The organism is Thermoplasmatales archaeon (assembly GCA_014361195.1).
GTDB lineage: Archaea > Thermoplasmatota > E2 > UBA202 > JdFR-43 > JACIWB01.
On sequence record JACIWA010000012.1, the window covers coordinates 1 to 16,003 of the forward strand.

Below are 16,003 nucleotides of genomic sequence, written 5' to 3' on the forward strand. Positions count from 1 at the left end.
TAAATGAAATTGCTTTCTGAATTGCTTGCTGAAAGAAATAAAAGAAGGCATTGTTAGCATTAAAGCTATATCTTTGCCTCCATGATTTAAATCAAAATTGTTTATACAAGGATTTCGCAATCCTTTGTAAAATATTTTATACTACCCCATTATTTCAATATGGAATGGATTGAAAAAATATTGAAGGAGATTGATAATTCCAGAATATTTCTCAAGAAATGCGATTTATATACATATGGTTTTGATGCATCAATTCACCATGCTATTCCAGATATAGTAATAAAGCCAAAAAGTGCGGAGGAAGTAGAAAAAATAGTAAAAATCGCAAATGAGCACCGCATTCCAGTTGTTGCAAGAGGAGCGGGCACCGCGCTCTGCGGGCAGGCGGTGCCGACGCATGGGGGAATTTTGCTTGATATGACAGGAATGAATAAAATAAAGGAGATAAATGTGAATGATTTGTATTGTGTTGTTGAGCCAGGTGTGGTTTATGCGAGCTTGAATGAAGAGCTTGCTAAATATGGCTTCTTCTTTCCTCCCACGCCAGGAAGTGGGGATGTATGCACAATTGGGGGTATGATCGCAGTAAATGCATCTGGGGCAAGGGCTATAAAGTATGGAGCAACTCGTGACTATGTTCTTGGCCTGGAGGTTGTTTTTCCTTATGGAAGAAAAAGGCTCGGTGGATTTACATTGAAAAATTCATCCGGCTATCAAATTGAAAGGCTGATTGTTGGAAGCGAAGGAACACTCGGAATTATAACTGAAGCAATAATTAAACTTGCTCCATTGCCTGAGAAAAAAGCTCTTGCAATACTTCCATTCAATGATTTAATGGAAGCGGGAAAATGTGTATCTAAAATAATAAGCAGTGGAATTCTCCCCTCAAGCCTTGAAATAATGGATAATATATGCATAAAAGCGGTTAATAAAGCAATGAATATTGGCCTTCCAGATACGGAGGCAATTCTTTTCATTGAGTTAGATGGAAAAGAGAACGAGGTTAAAGAAGAAATAGAAAAAATTAAAAAAATGTTCAAAGGAATAGAATTCACCGATGATGAAAAGGAAATGCAAAGGCTATGGAAGGGAAGAAAAGGAATATTACCATCCCTTTCAAGATATGGAGATGATATGGTTTCGGTGAGCTTGGCGGATGACATGTGCGTCCCTATTTCAAAAATACCAGACGCAATAAAAGAATTTCAAGAAATTGCAAAAAAATATGGAATAATAGTTGGTACATACGGGCATGCGGGTGATGGAAATCTTCATACAAAAGTTTTGCTAAATCCAAGGGATGAGAATAGCTGGAAAAATGCGGAAAAAGCGGTGGATGAAATATATAAGGCGGTAAAGAAGCTTCGCGGACTTGCGAGCGGGGAGCATGGAATTGGAATAACAAAGGCGCCATGGATGGATGAGGACGGGGAGACAATGGAAAGAATCAAAAAGGCTATTGATCCAAATAATATAATGAATCCTGGAAAAATGATGCAGTGGAAAAAAAGTATAATCTCACATCTCAGATATAAATAAATATCTTTTATTTATTCCTATCATGGAAATTTATAATGAAATACTTTCATGCACCGCCTGCGGATTCTGTAAAAAGCCATACTATTCTTACAATTTCAGTGAAAAGGAGAGTGATTATCCAAAAGGAAAAATAATGATTGCCTATGGATTGCTAAGTGGAGAAATAGAGGAAGATATGGATGTGGTCAGGATATTGCAGGATTGCTGTCTTTGCAGGAGATGCGAAGAAGATTGCCCTTCAAATATAAAAATAGCGGAAATAATAAAGGGGGCTAGATATAAATTAAAGAATTTGTTGCCCGAGCATAAAAAAATTTATGAAAATTTTCAGAAATATGATAATATATTTGGTGATGAAAATTTTTCATATGGAGAAGGAAAAAATGCATTTTTCATGGGATGTGTTGTTAAAAAAGAAATGAAAGATGTTATAATTTCTCTATTTGATAAAATAGGTGCGGATATTAAAATAATAAGCCAGTGCTGTGGCGGGCCATTGAGAAAAATTGGAATAGATTTTGAAAAGAAAAAGCTAGATTTTGAAAAAATTTTATTTTCCTGCCCGAATGGAATGATTGAATTCATGGATTATAGTCCTATTCACATAAGCCAGTTCTTTTTGAAAAGCGAATTTAAGAAAGATGGAAAAAATTATATATATCATGACTCAGAAATTCTGGGAAGATATATTAAAATTTATGAAGAACCTAGAGAAATAATAAAAAAGATTGGAAATCTTGTTGAATTCAAAGAAAATAGAAAAATGGCAAGATGGTGTGGAGGAGAGATTGAATATAAAAGCGCTTTTCAGGAGAAAGCGGATGAGCTTGCAAGATATATTGCAAAGGAGGCAAAAGAGAAAAATGCAACAATTGTAACTTCTTCACCCCATTGCTATAGTCATCTTAAAGAATATGGTGCAATAGATTTAGCCCAGTTAATTGAAGAAAAATTGAAAAACTTTTAAATAGTGAAGTATTTTCTATCGTGATCAAAATGTTCGGAAAAACAAAAAAGGGATATATAGATCTTGAAGAAGCAGGCGTTGAAAAAAGAGAAGAGGCAAAAATGTTTGTAAGAGTAGCGGAAGTACACAAATATGAAGATTTAAAGGAATTGATAAAACATGTTTATGAAGGAAATATGCTTCTCATGGATATATCTCCAATTTCTGCGGATAGCATAGAAGTGGAGAGGATAATAAATGAAATGAAGAAAGTAGCAAGTGATATAAATGGCGACATTGTTGGCATTGATAGAAACAGATTTATAGTAACTCCATCTGGAGTAAAAGTTGATAGAAGAAAAATAAAAACATATTAAATCAAAAATCTTTCAAGCTCTAAATAATCAAGCCATTCTTCCTTGCAATCGCAACTTGGCTCTTCCATTTTTTGATTTAATGAAAAATTTCTTATTTCTCTTAAAAAAGAGGTGTCACATTTCCCGCAGTTGTGCGCCCCCCTTGGTGTGCCTCCCGCAACCACATCGCATCTTATAATTCCATCATAAATTTCCTTGCTTTCATTTATTATTTTTGAAACACTCCATAGCCATGGAGGGCGATAAATACCTTTTTTCCATAATATTTCAACAAGGGTTTTGCTGTGGATTGCAACTGGATTGAAAGAAATTATATCCGCAATATCCTTTATCTTTTCTACACTATAAATTGCATCTTTTATTGCATCGCTCTCTGAAAGAAAAGGTGGCTTAATTAAGATATAAACCCTTAAACTTTTTCCATATTCCTTGACTTTTTCAGCAGAGCATCGCCATTCTTCAAATTTAAAACCTTTGTTTATTGAATATTCAAGAACTTTATTATTTGCGGATTCAAGTCCCATAGCAACTTCAATATTTTCATTTTTCAAATTTTCAAGAGCATTTATAAACTCTGGTCTGCTCTCAATAACTATCTTGCCCGCTTTTTCAAATTTTTTAATTACATAATTTTGCATTTCATAAGAGAGTTCATTTTCATCTAAAAAACTTCCAGATGTATATATTTTTACAATTTTCTCCTCTCTATATCTGCTCAAAACAAAATTTACTTGCTCAATTATTTCTTCCTCACTTGCATCATAGCTTTCCTTGAAATATCCACACATTGTGCATCCTCCCTGTCTTGCCCATCTACATCCACGAGTATTAAGAATAAATGCAAAGGAATCAACAATTTCACCTTTCAAAATTTCCTTTTCATTCCATATCCTTGGCTTCTCCTTTCTTTCTTCATATATCTTCAAATTTTTTACAAATTCATTCAGCTTTTCCATTGATAATAATGCATTCCATATTTAAATTGATGCTCAAACTTAAATAACATTTCTCCTTTACTTTCGTGAATAATGCAGGAAATTATCAAACCAAGCCCTTCTCAAAATACAGAAAAAATATCCAACTAATAGCGGGCGAGGGGTGGCGAAAGCACAGCCTGCATTTCCTGATTGAGGCAAATGTTACAAAATCTCTCGAAATAATAAAAAATTATAAAAAGGAAGGGAAGGATGTTTCTTTTACTGGATGGATAATAAAATGTCTTTCTCAAGCCATAGTGGAGCATAAGGAATTAAATTCATATAGACAGGGAAGGAATAAAATTGTAATTTTTGATGATGTTGATGTTGCAATACCTGTTGAAAAAAAGATTAATGATGATTACATTCCAATGGCATATATAATAAGGAGGGCAAATGAAAAAAGTATATGGGATATAACTGAAGAAATAAGAAATGCGCAGAAAAGAGGGGGAAAGGAACAGGTTCTTATGAAATTAAGCTTTGTTGAGAAATTTGTGTTGAAATCTCCTTATTTTATAAAAAAATTTATTTTATTTTTGCTCAGGAAAAGAGGGATTATAAAGAAGAAGCATATGGGAACTGTAGGAGTTACATCCGTTGGAATGTTCGGCAACTTCTCTGGATGGATAATTCCTTTAGGAGGGACTACTTCAATTCTTCTTGTTGTAAATGGAATCTCAAAAAAACCAGTTGTAAGAAATGATAAAATTGAAACAGCAGAAATACTGCATCTCACATTAACTTTTGACCATGATTTAGCGGATGGAGGAAAAATATCAAGATTTATAAGTAGATTTGTTGAATTGGTTGAAAATGGATTTAGCCTGAGCTAAAAATTTAAGTATTCTTAAGCAATATACTTATATGAGACACCTAAAATTATTTACTCCTGGCCCAACTGAAGTGAGAGAGGAAATTTTGCAGGAAATGGCGGTTCCCCAAATATATCATCGCTCTCAGGAATTCAGCAAGCTATATGAAGAAATAACAACAAAATTACAGAAAGTTTTATTCACAGAAAAGCCAGTGCTCATCTTCCCCTCCTCATCAACCGGCGCCATGGAGGCGGCGGTCTGCAATGGGGTTGCTAAAAAATGCCTCAACCTGATTAATGGGGCCTTTTCCAAGAGATGGCATGAAATAACAAAGGGGAATGGAGTGCCTTGCGATGCTTTTACAGTTGACTGGGATAAGGCAATAAAGGCAAACATGGTGGAGGAAAAGCTTGCCAGTGGAGAGTATGATGCGGTAACTCTTGTTTTTAATGAGACATCAACAGGACTTATGAATCCTTTAAAGGAAATTGCAGAAGTTGTAAGAAAATATGATGATGTTCTTTTCTTTGTTGATGCGGTATCTGCAATGGGAGGAGTTAAGATAGAAGTGGATAAACTTGGAATAGATATGTGCTTAGCTGGGGTGCAGAAATGCTTTGCACTTCCATCTGGTATAACTGTTGCATCAGTAAGCGAAAGATTGCTTGAAAGGGCTAAAAATGTTCCTCCAAGAAGTTATTATTTCAACCTGAATTTGCTTTATAAATATCACCAGAAAAATCAGACAATGGTTACACCTCCAATTTCTCAAATGTTTGCGCTTAACAAGCAACTTGATTATATATTAAATGAAGAAGGACTTGAAAATAGATTTGCAAGGCATGAAAAAATGGCAAAAATTGTTCAGGATTGGGCAAGAAAATATTTTGATATATATCCAGAGAAAGGCTATGAATCAAAAACCCTAACATGCATAAAGAATACAAGAAATATATCTGTTAAAGAGCTGAATGAACAACTTGCAAAATATTATATGCGTATCTCAGATGGATATGGCGATTTGAAAGGAAAAACATTTAGAATAGCGCATATGGGAGATATACAAGTTCAGGATATAAAAGGTTTGCTCGCGGTAATTGAAGAAATTTTAGGGCTTTGATGAAAGAAAAAATAAGAAAGGAATTACTTGAAAAAAGGAATTCACTGACAACATATGAAATATTGGAGAAAAGCAATCTCATATTAAAAAATCTGTATAGCTTGGAAGAATTTTCAAAAGCAAGCAAATTAGCTAGTTATATTTCATTTGGAAGTGAGGTATATACACACGGGCTGATCAGAGAATATTCAAAAAAGAAGGAATTTTTTGTTCCATTTATAAAGGATGGTGATATATTTTTATCAAGAATAAGTTCTTGGGAGGAGCTTGAAGGCGGGATATATGGAATACTTCAGCCAAAGGAGCCAAAGGTAGAAAATGGAAATTTAGATATTATAATTGTTCCAGGAATTGCATTTGACGAAAACGGAAATAGAATAGGCTATGGAAAAGGATATTTTGACAGACTTTTAAAAAAATTTTCTTCAATAAAAGTTGCTTTGGCATTTGATTTTCAGGTTTTGAAAAATATTCCTAACCAAGAGCATGATGTAAAAATGGATATAATAGTCACTGAAAAAAGGATTATAAATTGCAATGTTCGATAAATGTCTTAGATAGTTCGATGTTTGTTACATATTATTTATAAACTGTATAATGTTTTTAGAGAGGGGAGGGAAAATGCCTCCCTCTCTTTTTATTTTTTCCTCCCTCCCCCTGCCTCCAATAAGTTTTTTAATATTGTTAATTATTATTCACATGAAAGCATTGGCAATTGTAATATCTATTATAATGATTGCTCCTGTTGCATTTCAAAAAAGCAACGAAAATATTTTCTCTGGCTATACAAATTTTATTTACAGAGAAGGTTATCCTATCCTGCCATATAAATATGAAACATACATATTTCCATTTGGAACAGAAATAAAGGAAATAGAAGTAATGGAAAAAAATGTTGAAAAAATAAAAATAAGTGGAAAGATAGAGCCCGCTCCAGCACCTTATCCAAAAAAATTTGAAATAAAAGAGGGTGAGATATATAGCAGGGATGAATTTTATCCATCAAGCTGGTATGAATATGAAATTCATGCGGGAATAAATAATGGTGAAAGAGTAATATTCTTAACAGTTTATTTATATCCATTCAGATATAATGCATTAAGAAATGAAATTCTTCATGCAAGCGACTTTGATATAAAAATTGATTATTCTTTGCCAGAGAAAACATTTGCTTCAACATATGATTTCCTAATAATTTCTCCTGATGCATGGGTAAGCGAGTTATCTTTGCTTAAAGAGCATAAGGAAAGCAAGGGAATAAGAACAATAGTAGTAGGGTTAAATGAAATTTATGCTCATTCATCAGCAAGAAAAGGAAGAGATGATGCGGAAAAAGTGAAGTATTTCATAAAGAATGCAATTGAAGAATGGGGAATAGAATATGTAATGCTTGTTGGAGGAAGAAAATATAGCTCTGAAGAATGGCATATGCCAGTTAGATATGCATATGCTATTGACTACATTCCTCCATTTACAGAAAATGAGTTTATAAGCGACTTATATTTTGCAGACGTTTATAAATATGAAAATGGCTCAATCGCTTTTGAGGACTGGGATAGCAATGGAAATGGATTATTTGCGGAATATAACTACGAAGGAAGATATGATAAAATTGATTTGATGCCAGATGTTTATGTTGGCAGATTAGCTTGCAGAAGTAAAATGGAATTGAGAAATGTTATAAAAAAGAGTATTGAATATGAAAATTCCGCAGAAAAGAAAAGGATTCTTCTTTGCGGAGGGGATACAGATACATTTGATAGAGAAAATGTTAATGAAGGAGAATATTTAAATGAAATTGTAGCAAATCTAATGAGGGGCTTTGAATGCATAAAATTGAAAGCAAGCGATGGCTCTCTTAATAGGAAAAATATATGGAAGGAAATAATGAAAGGAGTGGATTTTATAGATTTTTCAGGGCATGGCTCACCTAATAGCTGGGCAACTCATGCGCCAAATAGCGAGGAATGGATTGGAATAACCATTTTCGATATCTTTACCTATTTCAACAGAAAATTGCCTGTAATTTTTGCAAATGCATGTCATACCGCCCAATTCAATTTAACCTATGATTGCTTCGGCTGGCAATTTGTAAAGAAAAAGCAGGGTGGCGCTGTCGCTTTTATAGGCTCAACTGGCCTATCTTATGGGCTCAGTGGATATAATACAACTAAAACCCTATCTGGTTATCTTGAAATAGAATTTTTCAAGAATTATTATGAGGCGAATTTTTTGGGAGAGATGTTTTATGCAGCAATAAGAAATTATATTATTGAAATTCCCCTTGATGACTGGCAGGATTACAAAACAGTTGAAGAATACATCTTGCTAGGGATACCCTGCCTGAAGATAAAATGAAGGAAAGACTTGATGCAATTGATATATATGCAATTGTCAGCGAGCTGAAGGGCATTGAAGGAAGTTATATAGGAAAAATATATCAGGATAAAGATGAAATTTTCATAGGTTTAAAGGACAAGAGGGAATTATTTATAAAAAGTGGAAAATGGATATGCCTGAGCAAATACAGGGAAAGCAAAGCGGAGCAACCACCTCCATTTGCGATGGGCTTGAGGAAATACATAAGTGGAGGAAAGGTAGTAAAAGTGGAGCAATATGAAATGGATAGAATTGTTTTAATTGAAATAGTTAAAGAAAAACTCTACAGGCTTGTAATTGAAATAATTCCTCCTGGCAATATTCTTCTTTTAAATGATGAATGGAAGATAATTTTACCGCTCACCCATCAAAAATGGAAGGATAGAATATTGACAACTGGAGAGAAATATATTTTTCCTTCCGCAAAAAATCCAAAGAAGATTTCGGAAGAGGAATTCAATAAAAGAGAAGATATCCTGAGCTTGTTAATAGAAAATGGCTTGCCAAGAATATATGCAGAGGAAATATCAAACTATGAAGAATTCAGAAATTTCATAAAAAAATTAGAAGAAAAAAATTTTGAGCCCCAGATAATAAAGAATTCTGAATTTATAGATGTGGTCCCATTCTCATTGAAAAGATACGATGGCCATGAAAAAATATTTTTTGAAAGCATGAATGAAGCATGTGATGAATATTATCACTCGATAAGAAAAGAAGAAAGGAAAGAGGAAAATGATATAGAGGAAAAAATAGCAAGGCGCATAGCAAAGCAGGAGGAGGCAATAAAAAAATTTGAAGAAGAGGAGAAAAGATACAAGGAAGAAGGTGATGCTATTTTTGCAAATTATGAAAGGGTTGAAAGAATACTTAAAGAAGGGGGAGAAGGAATAATAAGGAAGAAATATCCATTTGTGGAAGTTGAATTGCCTTATATGGATAAAAATATGATTTTAAAGATAGATTTGAGGAAAGGAGTTTATGAAAATGCAAATGAAAAATATCTGAAAAGCAAAAAAATGAGGGAAAAAATAGAAGGAGCAAAAAAAGCAATAGAAGAAACAAAGAAAATGGTTAAATCCCAAAAAGAGAAGAAAGAAAAGAAGAAATTCTGGTTTGAAAATTATAGGTGGTTCATTTCATCTGATGGAAACATTGTTGTTGGTGGAAAGGATGCGAAAACAAATGAAAGGCTAGTTAGAAAATATCTTAAGGAAGATGATATATATGTGCATGCGGAAATACACGGGGCGCCGTCGTGCGTGATAAAGGCGAGTGGTATAGATGGAAAACCTTTGAAAATAAGTGAAAATACAATTAAAGAGGCATGCCAGTTTGCGGTTTCTTATTCAAAAGCATGGGATCAATTTTCTGTTTGTAATGCATACTGGGTTTATCCATGGCAGGTCTCAAAAACTCCTGAAGCAGGTATGTATTTGCCAAAGGGTGCATTTATGATAAGGGGGAAAAGAAATTATGAAACTTGCTTACTTGAGATTGCTATCGGGCTTGTTAAGATTAAGGGAGTTGAGAAAATAATGGGAGCACCATCTTCTGCTGTTAAAAGGCTTTCTGAAAAATGGGTTGTTCTTGTTCCTGGAGGAGAGGATGCAAATAAAGTTGCGAAAAATCTTGCTAAACTTTTTGACGTTGAGATAGAAGATGTGCAGAAAGCAATGCCCCCTGGAAAAGTGCAACTAAAAGAGGAAAATATATGAAAGTGATTGATCTTGATTTAAAGAAAGGTATTGCAAAATTAATTATTCAAAGCAAAGAGGATTGCTGGCATTTATACAATATAATAGAAGAAGGTGACTTTTTGTCAGGATATACATTTAGAAGCAGAAATGATAGTAGCGAGAAGATAAGGAAGAAGAAAGAGGAAAAGGAAAGGGTCTATCTCAAAATAGAGGTAACTGATAAGGAATTTCATGAATTTACAGACAAACTCAGGATAAGGGGAAAAATTGTTGAAGGCGAGGAAGCGGGAGCATATCATACCTTTTCAATTGAGCCAAATATGGAAATAAAAATAGAAAAAGAGTGGAAGGAACACCATTTAAAAAGGCTGAAAGAAGCGGAGGAAATTAAACCAAAATTTGCGGTTCTTGTTATAGATGATGATGAGGCAACACTTGCAATAATTCATGAATACGGGGTGGAAGAAAAATTTCACATTTTTTCTAATAAATCTGGAAAAGATTACAAAAACGGATATGATGAAAAGGAATATTATGGCCAGATATTAAAAAAGATAAAGGAGATAAGCTTGCCCTTAGCAATAGTTGGGGCGGGTTTTGAAAAGGATAAATTTTTATCATTTGCAAAAGGTGAGATTAAAAATTATTTTGTTGATAGTGTATTTAATTCAGGTATGGCAGGGGTATATGAAGCGATAAAAAGAGGAATAGTCAGCAAATTTATGGAGGAAAATAGAGTTGCAAAAGAAATAGGAGTGGTTGAAAAAATTCTTGAAGAAATTTCAAAAAATGGAAATGTTGCTTACGGCAAAAGCGAGGTAGAAAAATATGTTGATTTGGGAGCGGTTGAAAAATTGGTTATATTAAATTCTCTTGTAAGGGAAGAGGAGGAAACCATAAGGAAGGCAGAGGAAAATAGGGCGGAAATAATTTTTGTTAGTGAGCTTCATGAAGGAGGGAAAAAATTAACAGCTTTAGGGGGAATCGCTGCTCTTTTGAGGTATAAAATTAACTGATTTTCTCTATCTTTGCCTTATAATAGGTATATACTATTTTTACCTGTAAATCATTTCCTTTGTCCAAAATAATCGGCTTTGGTGTTATTGAAAAACTTGCCTTGCATTTAGCATTCTTCATTTCATACTCTTTTAGCTTTTCATATACCTCTGTTTCATTTCCTTCAAAAATAAAATCACTGGGATATTTTCCTTTAACACTTGCCTCTATTTTTTCATATTCAGAGAATGATTTAGAAAAATTCATCTCTGGAATATTTACGGTTGCATCAACCTTATCAGTCCAGTTCCATTTAAATATTAAGCCGTGGAGATTTATATTATCTTTCCACTCCACAGATAAATATATTGAGGATATACCCGCATAATTTTCATCCAATTTTATCTCATATGTTTTTTCTACCCCTTCCTTTCCTAAATAAAATTCATCTGTTATTTCATTGCTGTATTCTCTCCAGCTAATCCTGTATTTTTCTTTTTGTATTTCTTTTGTACCCACATAACTTTTTTCATGGTATACTATACCAATTATCGCAACAATAAGTATCGCAATCCCAACAGATATAACCATCTTATCCTTATTATCCAATTTCATAGGGTTATAAGTTTTTAATATTTATAAAATTTAGCATTCAAAGGTATAAACTTCCATTAATTAAATATCTCAGCCTCAAGTGAGGAAAATCCTTTTAAATATAAATTAAATATTTATTAATGCGAAAGAGGATGAAAAAGTCAAGAAAAGGAGGGTTAAGGAAATTACGCTGTTATCTGGTTAAAAAAAATTTATTTGTATCTCAAAAAATTGAGAGAGGAGAAGATATTTCATTTATAGAAGGGTCAATTGAAAAAAGGGTTGATCACATTGTATGAAATAAAAAGAGAAAAAATGGAAGGTATTACGAATCAAAGCATTGGAAAAGAGCAACTGGTTAGGGGTTTTATTTTTAATTGCTCTAACAAGACAGAAAAAGAATGTTTGGAGAAAATGTTGTTTGGAGCGGATAAAATTTACGGACCCGTTGTTATTAGAATTAGAAAAGGTGACCTCCTTTTCTTGGTTAACAGAGAGAAAGATGTTATATATGGTGTCTTCAAGGCAACTACAGATGGTGGGTTTAAAATCGAGTTCTCTGCATGGAAAGGAAGATATCCTTACCAAGTAAGAGTTCAAATACTCGGTGAAATTATAGAATTAAAAGGGGCGGATGAAATACTGAGAAGATTCGGAATAGCACAAAATACCCCCTTGTATTGGAAGAAAAATTGGCTTTTACGTAGATAGGATGGAGTGCTTCTTCTATAGGGGAAAGAAAAGAAGCAGGAGGAATTTTTATATGTTTTTATAAGCTACTAAAATATCTTTCTATATAGTTTGTTGGCTTTTCCTTTATGATATGGCAAAGAAGGAAATTATAAAATAAAAGTGAAAGCAAGGGATTTTTATGAAGAAAGTGAATGGAGTGAGTAGCTTATTGTAAGCATGCCATTTTATTTTTCCAGCAAGAGAATAAAAATAGGAGTTTATATTGAGTTTTTCGGAAGAATTATTTATTTTACACCAGATATTTCTTTGCGAGCAAAAGTAAAGAAGGCTTCTTGATTAATTTTTTAAGGAAAAATGTCATCTTTGCTTGGGTTAGCTGGAATATATCCTCACCCTGTAAAATTTCTGCAAGGGTTTCAAAATCTTTATCTTCAAGCTTTTCAAGGAAATATCTCAGTTTCATAAGCTTTTCATTCTTTTCCCCATATTCTTCATTCCATCTCTCTTCATATTCCTTCAAGTTTTCTTTCCCAACATCTCCTTTGCTTAATGCTTTTTCCGCAACCTCACTCGCAATTATTGAAGAATGAATGGCCCTCACTATACCTCCACCATGAATTGGATTTACAAGCTGGGCGGAGTCGCCAACAAGCATTAATCCATCTGCAACCATCTCCGTAAAGTGGGCTACTGGCACTCCCCCCGCATTTATTTCAATCGGATAAGAATTGCTGAATATTTCTCTGTGTTCCTCTAAAAATTTTTTAAAGTAATCGAAGGCCTTCATCTTTGCCTTTTTTTCAAGAATTCCTAGCCCAACATTTGCGGAAAATTCTTTTGGAAATATCCATGCATAACCACAGGGTGCAACATCATTTCCGAAGAAAAGATGAATATATTTTTCATCAACCTTCACATTTGCCATTTCATATTGAAAACAGGAATGGTAGTCGCTTAACTTATTTACTGAATTAAGTCCCGCCCATCTTCCAACCTTGCTTTCAACCCCATCCGCTCCTATAACAATTTTTGCAATAACTTCAATCTCTCCTTCAATTGTATTTATTTTTGCATTCCACATCGAATTTTCTCTTTTCATATCAATAACCTGTGCCTTCACCATGCATTTTGCTCCATTTTTAATTGCCTCACTTGCAAGATATTTCTCAAAAACCTTCCTCTCCAAGATATAACCCTCCATATCATTTCCTTCCATTACAACATATTTCCCGCTTGGAGAATACAAAATTGCTCCCTTTATTCTGTTTGCGATGCTTTTCTCATTAACTTTTATCCCGAGTTTTTCCAGTCCATGCCTCGTCACCCCTTCCGCACATCTCTTAAAAATCCCGATCTCCTGCTTTTTTTCAACAAGAAGCGTATTAAATCCTCGCCTTGCCATCTCCTTCGCAGCCACGCTTCCCGCTGGCCCCGCCCCCACCACAAGGCAATCAACTTTCATTTCCATATTCATTTTTCCATCGCTCCAACCGGACAGAACTTTATGCATTTTCCACAATCAATACATTTTTCATCTATCTCTATAGTAAATTCATTTAATGTTATTGCATTTGCGGGGCATATTCCAACACATCCCGCGCAATGAAGACATTTATTATTTACTCTTGGCATGCTTTTCCCTTACATGAAGAGAAGTTAGAGGAACAGAAAATCTTTTCTCTACTTCCTCGCGATAGGTTGGGCCACTATTATATGCACAGAAGGGTATTATTCTACCATCCGGAGTAACATAGTGTATTCCACATCTCATAACTCTCTCTATGTCATAATTGTATAAATCCTGAAAATGCATCGCTCCTATATATAAGCTCTGCCAGTGGAATTTTGATAAACTTTTTTTATCTCTCTTCCCTAGTATTTCTTTAATTACATCTTTTAAATTCATTCCCTCAGGCATTTCCTTCTCATCTATATACTTACTCAATTTCATTGCCTTTATCAGCTTTAACTTCTTAAACTTTGATTTTTCAATGCTCTCCGCAATCTTTCTAGCTTCTTCAAGGAAGCCATCAACTTCAACAAATTTATTTATCGGAATTATTTCATCTCCTCTTACAAATACATATGTTGCAGCCCCACAATGAGGATGAATTGTAAATTTTGCTCTCTCTTTCTTATCCAATGCATTTGCTATATCAAAAATTGGAAGCACACATGGCACACTATACCATGCATCTCTTGTTATTTTACCATCTGTATCTTCTTCAATTCTTTTTATCAAATCTGGTATAGTAAATCTCTGCTTGGCTCTCTCCTTCTCATCTATTCTTCCAGTAAAAGATACTGGCTGAAAGTTAATTCCCCTTACAACATCTATATTCTCTATTGCAAAATTTATTATTTTTATTATTTGATCGTCATTAACTCCCTTTACAATCGTTGGAACAAGGACTGTGCTTAACTTTGGCTTTGTATTTCTGCATGCCTCAATCGCCTTCTTTTTAACTTCAAAAAGTTTTCTCCCCCTTGCGGTTTCATAAACTTTCTCATCAACCCCATCAAACTGCAAATATACAGTATGCAATCCCGCATCGAGCATTTTCTGGGCAAAATCTGGCTCTTCCGCAAGCTTAACACCATTTGTAGCAACCTGAATTTGAACAAAACCAAGCCCGCTCGCATATCTTACCATATCAAGAAAATGGGGATGAATTGTTGGCTCCCCTCCTGAAAATTGCACTGCATAAGGCTTGGGCTCATTTTCCATCAGGAGGCGAAGCATGGCCGCCACCTGCTTGTAGCTCAATTCATAAACATAGCCAGATGCATTTGCATTTGCAAAGCATATTGGGCATTTAAGATTGCATCTATTGGTTATGTCAATGTTTGCAAGGATTGTAGGGGTTTTATGCTCATCACAAAGACCGCAATCAAAAGGACAGCCATCTATCGCAGGGTAGAGAGGATTTTTTAACTTTTGCTCATATGGCCAGTATTTATCCGCTTTCTCAAAAAGCTCCACATCACTCCAATAGACATCTTCAAATTTACCATGCTCTTCGCAATTTTTCCTTATAATTACTTTTCCATTCTTTTCATATATTTCAGCATCAACTATCTTCTTGCATACAGGACAAAGAGATTTTGTATTTTTTGGCAACATTTACTTCATTTTTTTCATATCTTCGAGTAAATTTTCCAGATCATCTTCATGTTCTACTTCATCTTTGAGAATTTCAAGAATCATATTATATGTGAGCGCATCCTTTCCCTCAGTGATTTTCAGCAATTTATTATACACTTCTATTGCACATTGCTCTCCTTTTATGTTTTGCTCTATTATTTTCTTGCAATCTTCAGATGGAATTTCATATCCACAATTTGTAAGAGAATACCATTCCTTGGGGCTTAAAATCGGTTTTTCTCCAAGCTGAAGTAATCTATTAACTATCATCTCCGCATGCTTCAATTCATCTTTTGCATGCTCTTCAAGTTCACCCGCTATAACCTCCCTCATTGCTCCTTTAACAATCTTCGCCCCCGCCCAATACTGGTAGTATGCAAGCCATTCATCCGCAAGAGCTTTCTTCAGCTCATTCACTATTTTATTCAAATCCTTAACAATTCCTCTACCTTTTGTTCCCATTTTTATCCCTTTTGTTAAAGATTTTTCAATATTTATTATTTTTGGAAATTACTGATGATTTCTTCAGTTTGGGTTTTTCTAAATCTGTTTTTGGTTTGAAGACACTGACTTTTTCAGTTTGATTTAGAACCTCTTTTTTACTAATGCTTGACAATAGCTTACTCAAACTTTATGGATTAAATATCCATACAATTATTTTATCAGTTGCAACTCCTCCAGCTTTTCCATAAAAAGCTCCAACAGTTACTTCATATAAT

17 protein-coding genes are annotated in these 16,003 nt (G+C 34.1%); 11 read left to right on the plus strand and 6 right to left on the minus strand.

Annotated features, from left to right (window positions below; genetic code table 11):
- The first annotated feature begins 159 nt into the window (after positions 1-159).
- Genes H5T44_06135 through sepF form a run of 3 tightly spaced genes read left to right on the plus strand, consistent with a single transcriptional unit; the run spans position 160 to position 2,862 of the window.
- A complete protein-coding gene (locus tag H5T44_06135) occupies positions 160-1,539 on the plus strand; it encodes an FAD-binding protein (GenBank protein ID MBC7081798.1) in 1,380 nt (459 codons plus the stop codon).
- 22 nt (positions 1,540-1,561) lie between these two features.
- Positions 1,562-2,506: a (Fe-S)-binding protein gene (locus H5T44_06140; protein MBC7081799.1), complete on the plus strand. Its 945-nt coding sequence runs from the start codon at positions 1,562-1,564 to the stop codon at positions 2,504-2,506.
- A 29-nt stretch (positions 2,507-2,535) separates the two neighbouring features.
- The gene (gene sepF / locus H5T44_06145) at positions 2,536-2,862 is read left to right on the plus strand and encodes a cell division protein SepF (protein ID MBC7081800.1); all 327 of its coding nucleotides are present in this window, start codon (positions 2,536-2,538) and stop codon (positions 2,860-2,862) included.
- On the opposite strand, the gene H5T44_06150 is transcribed toward sepF, so the two are convergent.
- A complete protein-coding gene (locus tag H5T44_06150) occupies positions 2,859-3,818 on the minus strand; it encodes an archaeosine biosynthesis radical SAM protein RaSEA (GenBank protein ID MBC7081801.1) in 960 nt (319 codons plus the stop codon). The genes sepF and H5T44_06150 overlap by 4 nt on opposite strands.
- A 65-nt stretch (positions 3,819-3,883) precedes the next feature.
- Here H5T44_06150 and H5T44_06155 point away from each other — a divergent pair, with 65 nt between their 5' ends.
- The 6 genes from H5T44_06155 (at position 3,884) to H5T44_06180 (ending at position 10,872) form a co-directional block, all read left to right on the plus strand.
- Positions 3,884-4,675: a 2-oxo acid dehydrogenase subunit E2 gene (locus H5T44_06155; GenBank protein MBC7081802.1), complete on the plus strand. Its 792-nt coding sequence runs from the start codon at positions 3,884-3,886 to the stop codon at positions 4,673-4,675.
- Positions 4,676-4,706: 31 nt separating this feature from the next.
- Entirely contained in the window at positions 4,707-5,777 is a 1,071-nt protein-coding gene (locus tag H5T44_06160; protein MBC7081803.1) for an alanine--glyoxylate aminotransferase family protein, read from the plus strand.
- A complete protein-coding gene (locus H5T44_06165; GenBank protein ID MBC7081804.1) occupies positions 5,777-6,325 on the plus strand; it encodes a 5-formyltetrahydrofolate cyclo-ligase in 549 nt (182 codons plus the stop codon). Before H5T44_06160 ends, H5T44_06165 begins: the two co-directional genes overlap by 1 nt.
- Before the next feature lie 151 nt (positions 6,326-6,476).
- Entirely contained in the window at positions 6,477-8,135 is a 1,659-nt protein-coding gene (locus tag H5T44_06170; protein MBC7081805.1) for a hypothetical protein, read from the plus strand.
- A complete protein-coding gene (locus H5T44_06175; protein ID MBC7081806.1) occupies positions 8,132-9,874 on the plus strand; it encodes an NFACT family protein in 1,743 nt (580 codons plus the stop codon). Before H5T44_06170 ends, H5T44_06175 begins: the two co-directional genes overlap by 4 nt.
- Positions 9,871-10,872 (plus strand): mRNA surveillance protein pelota, encoded by a 1,002-nt coding sequence (locus H5T44_06180; GenBank protein ID MBC7081807.1) that lies wholly within the window; start codon positions 9,871-9,873, stop codon positions 10,870-10,872. Before H5T44_06175 ends, H5T44_06180 begins: the two co-directional genes overlap by 4 nt.
- Here H5T44_06180 and H5T44_06185 read toward each other — a convergent pair.
- Entirely contained in the window at positions 10,865-11,467 is a 603-nt protein-coding gene (locus H5T44_06185; protein MBC7081808.1) for a hypothetical protein, read from the minus strand. The genes H5T44_06180 and H5T44_06185 overlap by 8 nt on opposite strands.
- A 131-nt stretch (positions 11,468-11,598) precedes the next feature.
- Here H5T44_06185 and H5T44_06190 point away from each other — a divergent pair, with 131 nt between their 5' ends.
- Both H5T44_06190 and H5T44_06195 read left to right on the plus strand, forming a co-directional pair.
- Entirely contained in the window at positions 11,599-11,745 is a 147-nt protein-coding gene (locus H5T44_06190) for a hypothetical protein (protein ID MBC7081809.1), read from the plus strand.
- Complete coding sequence (locus tag H5T44_06195) at positions 11,738-12,157, plus strand: hypothetical protein (GenBank protein MBC7081810.1); 420 nt, start codon at positions 11,738-11,740, stop codon at positions 12,155-12,157. The genes H5T44_06190 and H5T44_06195 overlap by 8 nt, the downstream gene beginning before the upstream one ends.
- Positions 12,158-12,428: 271 nt before the next feature.
- Here the strand turns inward: H5T44_06195 and H5T44_06200 are convergent, their stop codons facing one another.
- Genes H5T44_06200 through H5T44_06215 form a run of 4 tightly spaced genes read right to left on the minus strand, consistent with a single transcriptional unit; the run spans position 12,429 to position 15,746 of the window.
- Positions 12,429-13,649 carry an NAD(P)/FAD-dependent oxidoreductase gene (locus tag H5T44_06200; protein ID MBC7081811.1) on the minus strand — a complete coding sequence of 407 codons (1,221 nt, stop codon included), beginning with the start codon at positions 13,647-13,649 and terminating at the stop codon, positions 12,429-12,431.
- A complete protein-coding gene (locus tag H5T44_06205) occupies positions 13,610-13,771 on the minus strand; it encodes a 4Fe-4S binding protein (protein ID MBC7081812.1) in 162 nt (53 codons plus the stop codon). The genes H5T44_06200 and H5T44_06205 overlap by 40 nt, the downstream gene beginning before the upstream one ends.
- Positions 13,755-15,263 carry a radical SAM protein gene (locus H5T44_06210; GenBank protein MBC7081813.1) on the minus strand — a complete coding sequence of 503 codons (1,509 nt, stop codon included), beginning with the start codon at positions 15,261-15,263 and terminating at the stop codon, positions 13,755-13,757. Before H5T44_06210 ends, H5T44_06205 begins: the two co-directional genes overlap by 17 nt.
- Positions 15,264-15,746 (minus strand): ferritin, encoded by a 483-nt coding sequence (locus H5T44_06215; protein MBC7081814.1) that lies wholly within the window; start codon positions 15,744-15,746, stop codon positions 15,264-15,266. It abuts the gene before it with no gap.
- Positions 15,747-16,003 lie beyond the last annotated feature (257 nt).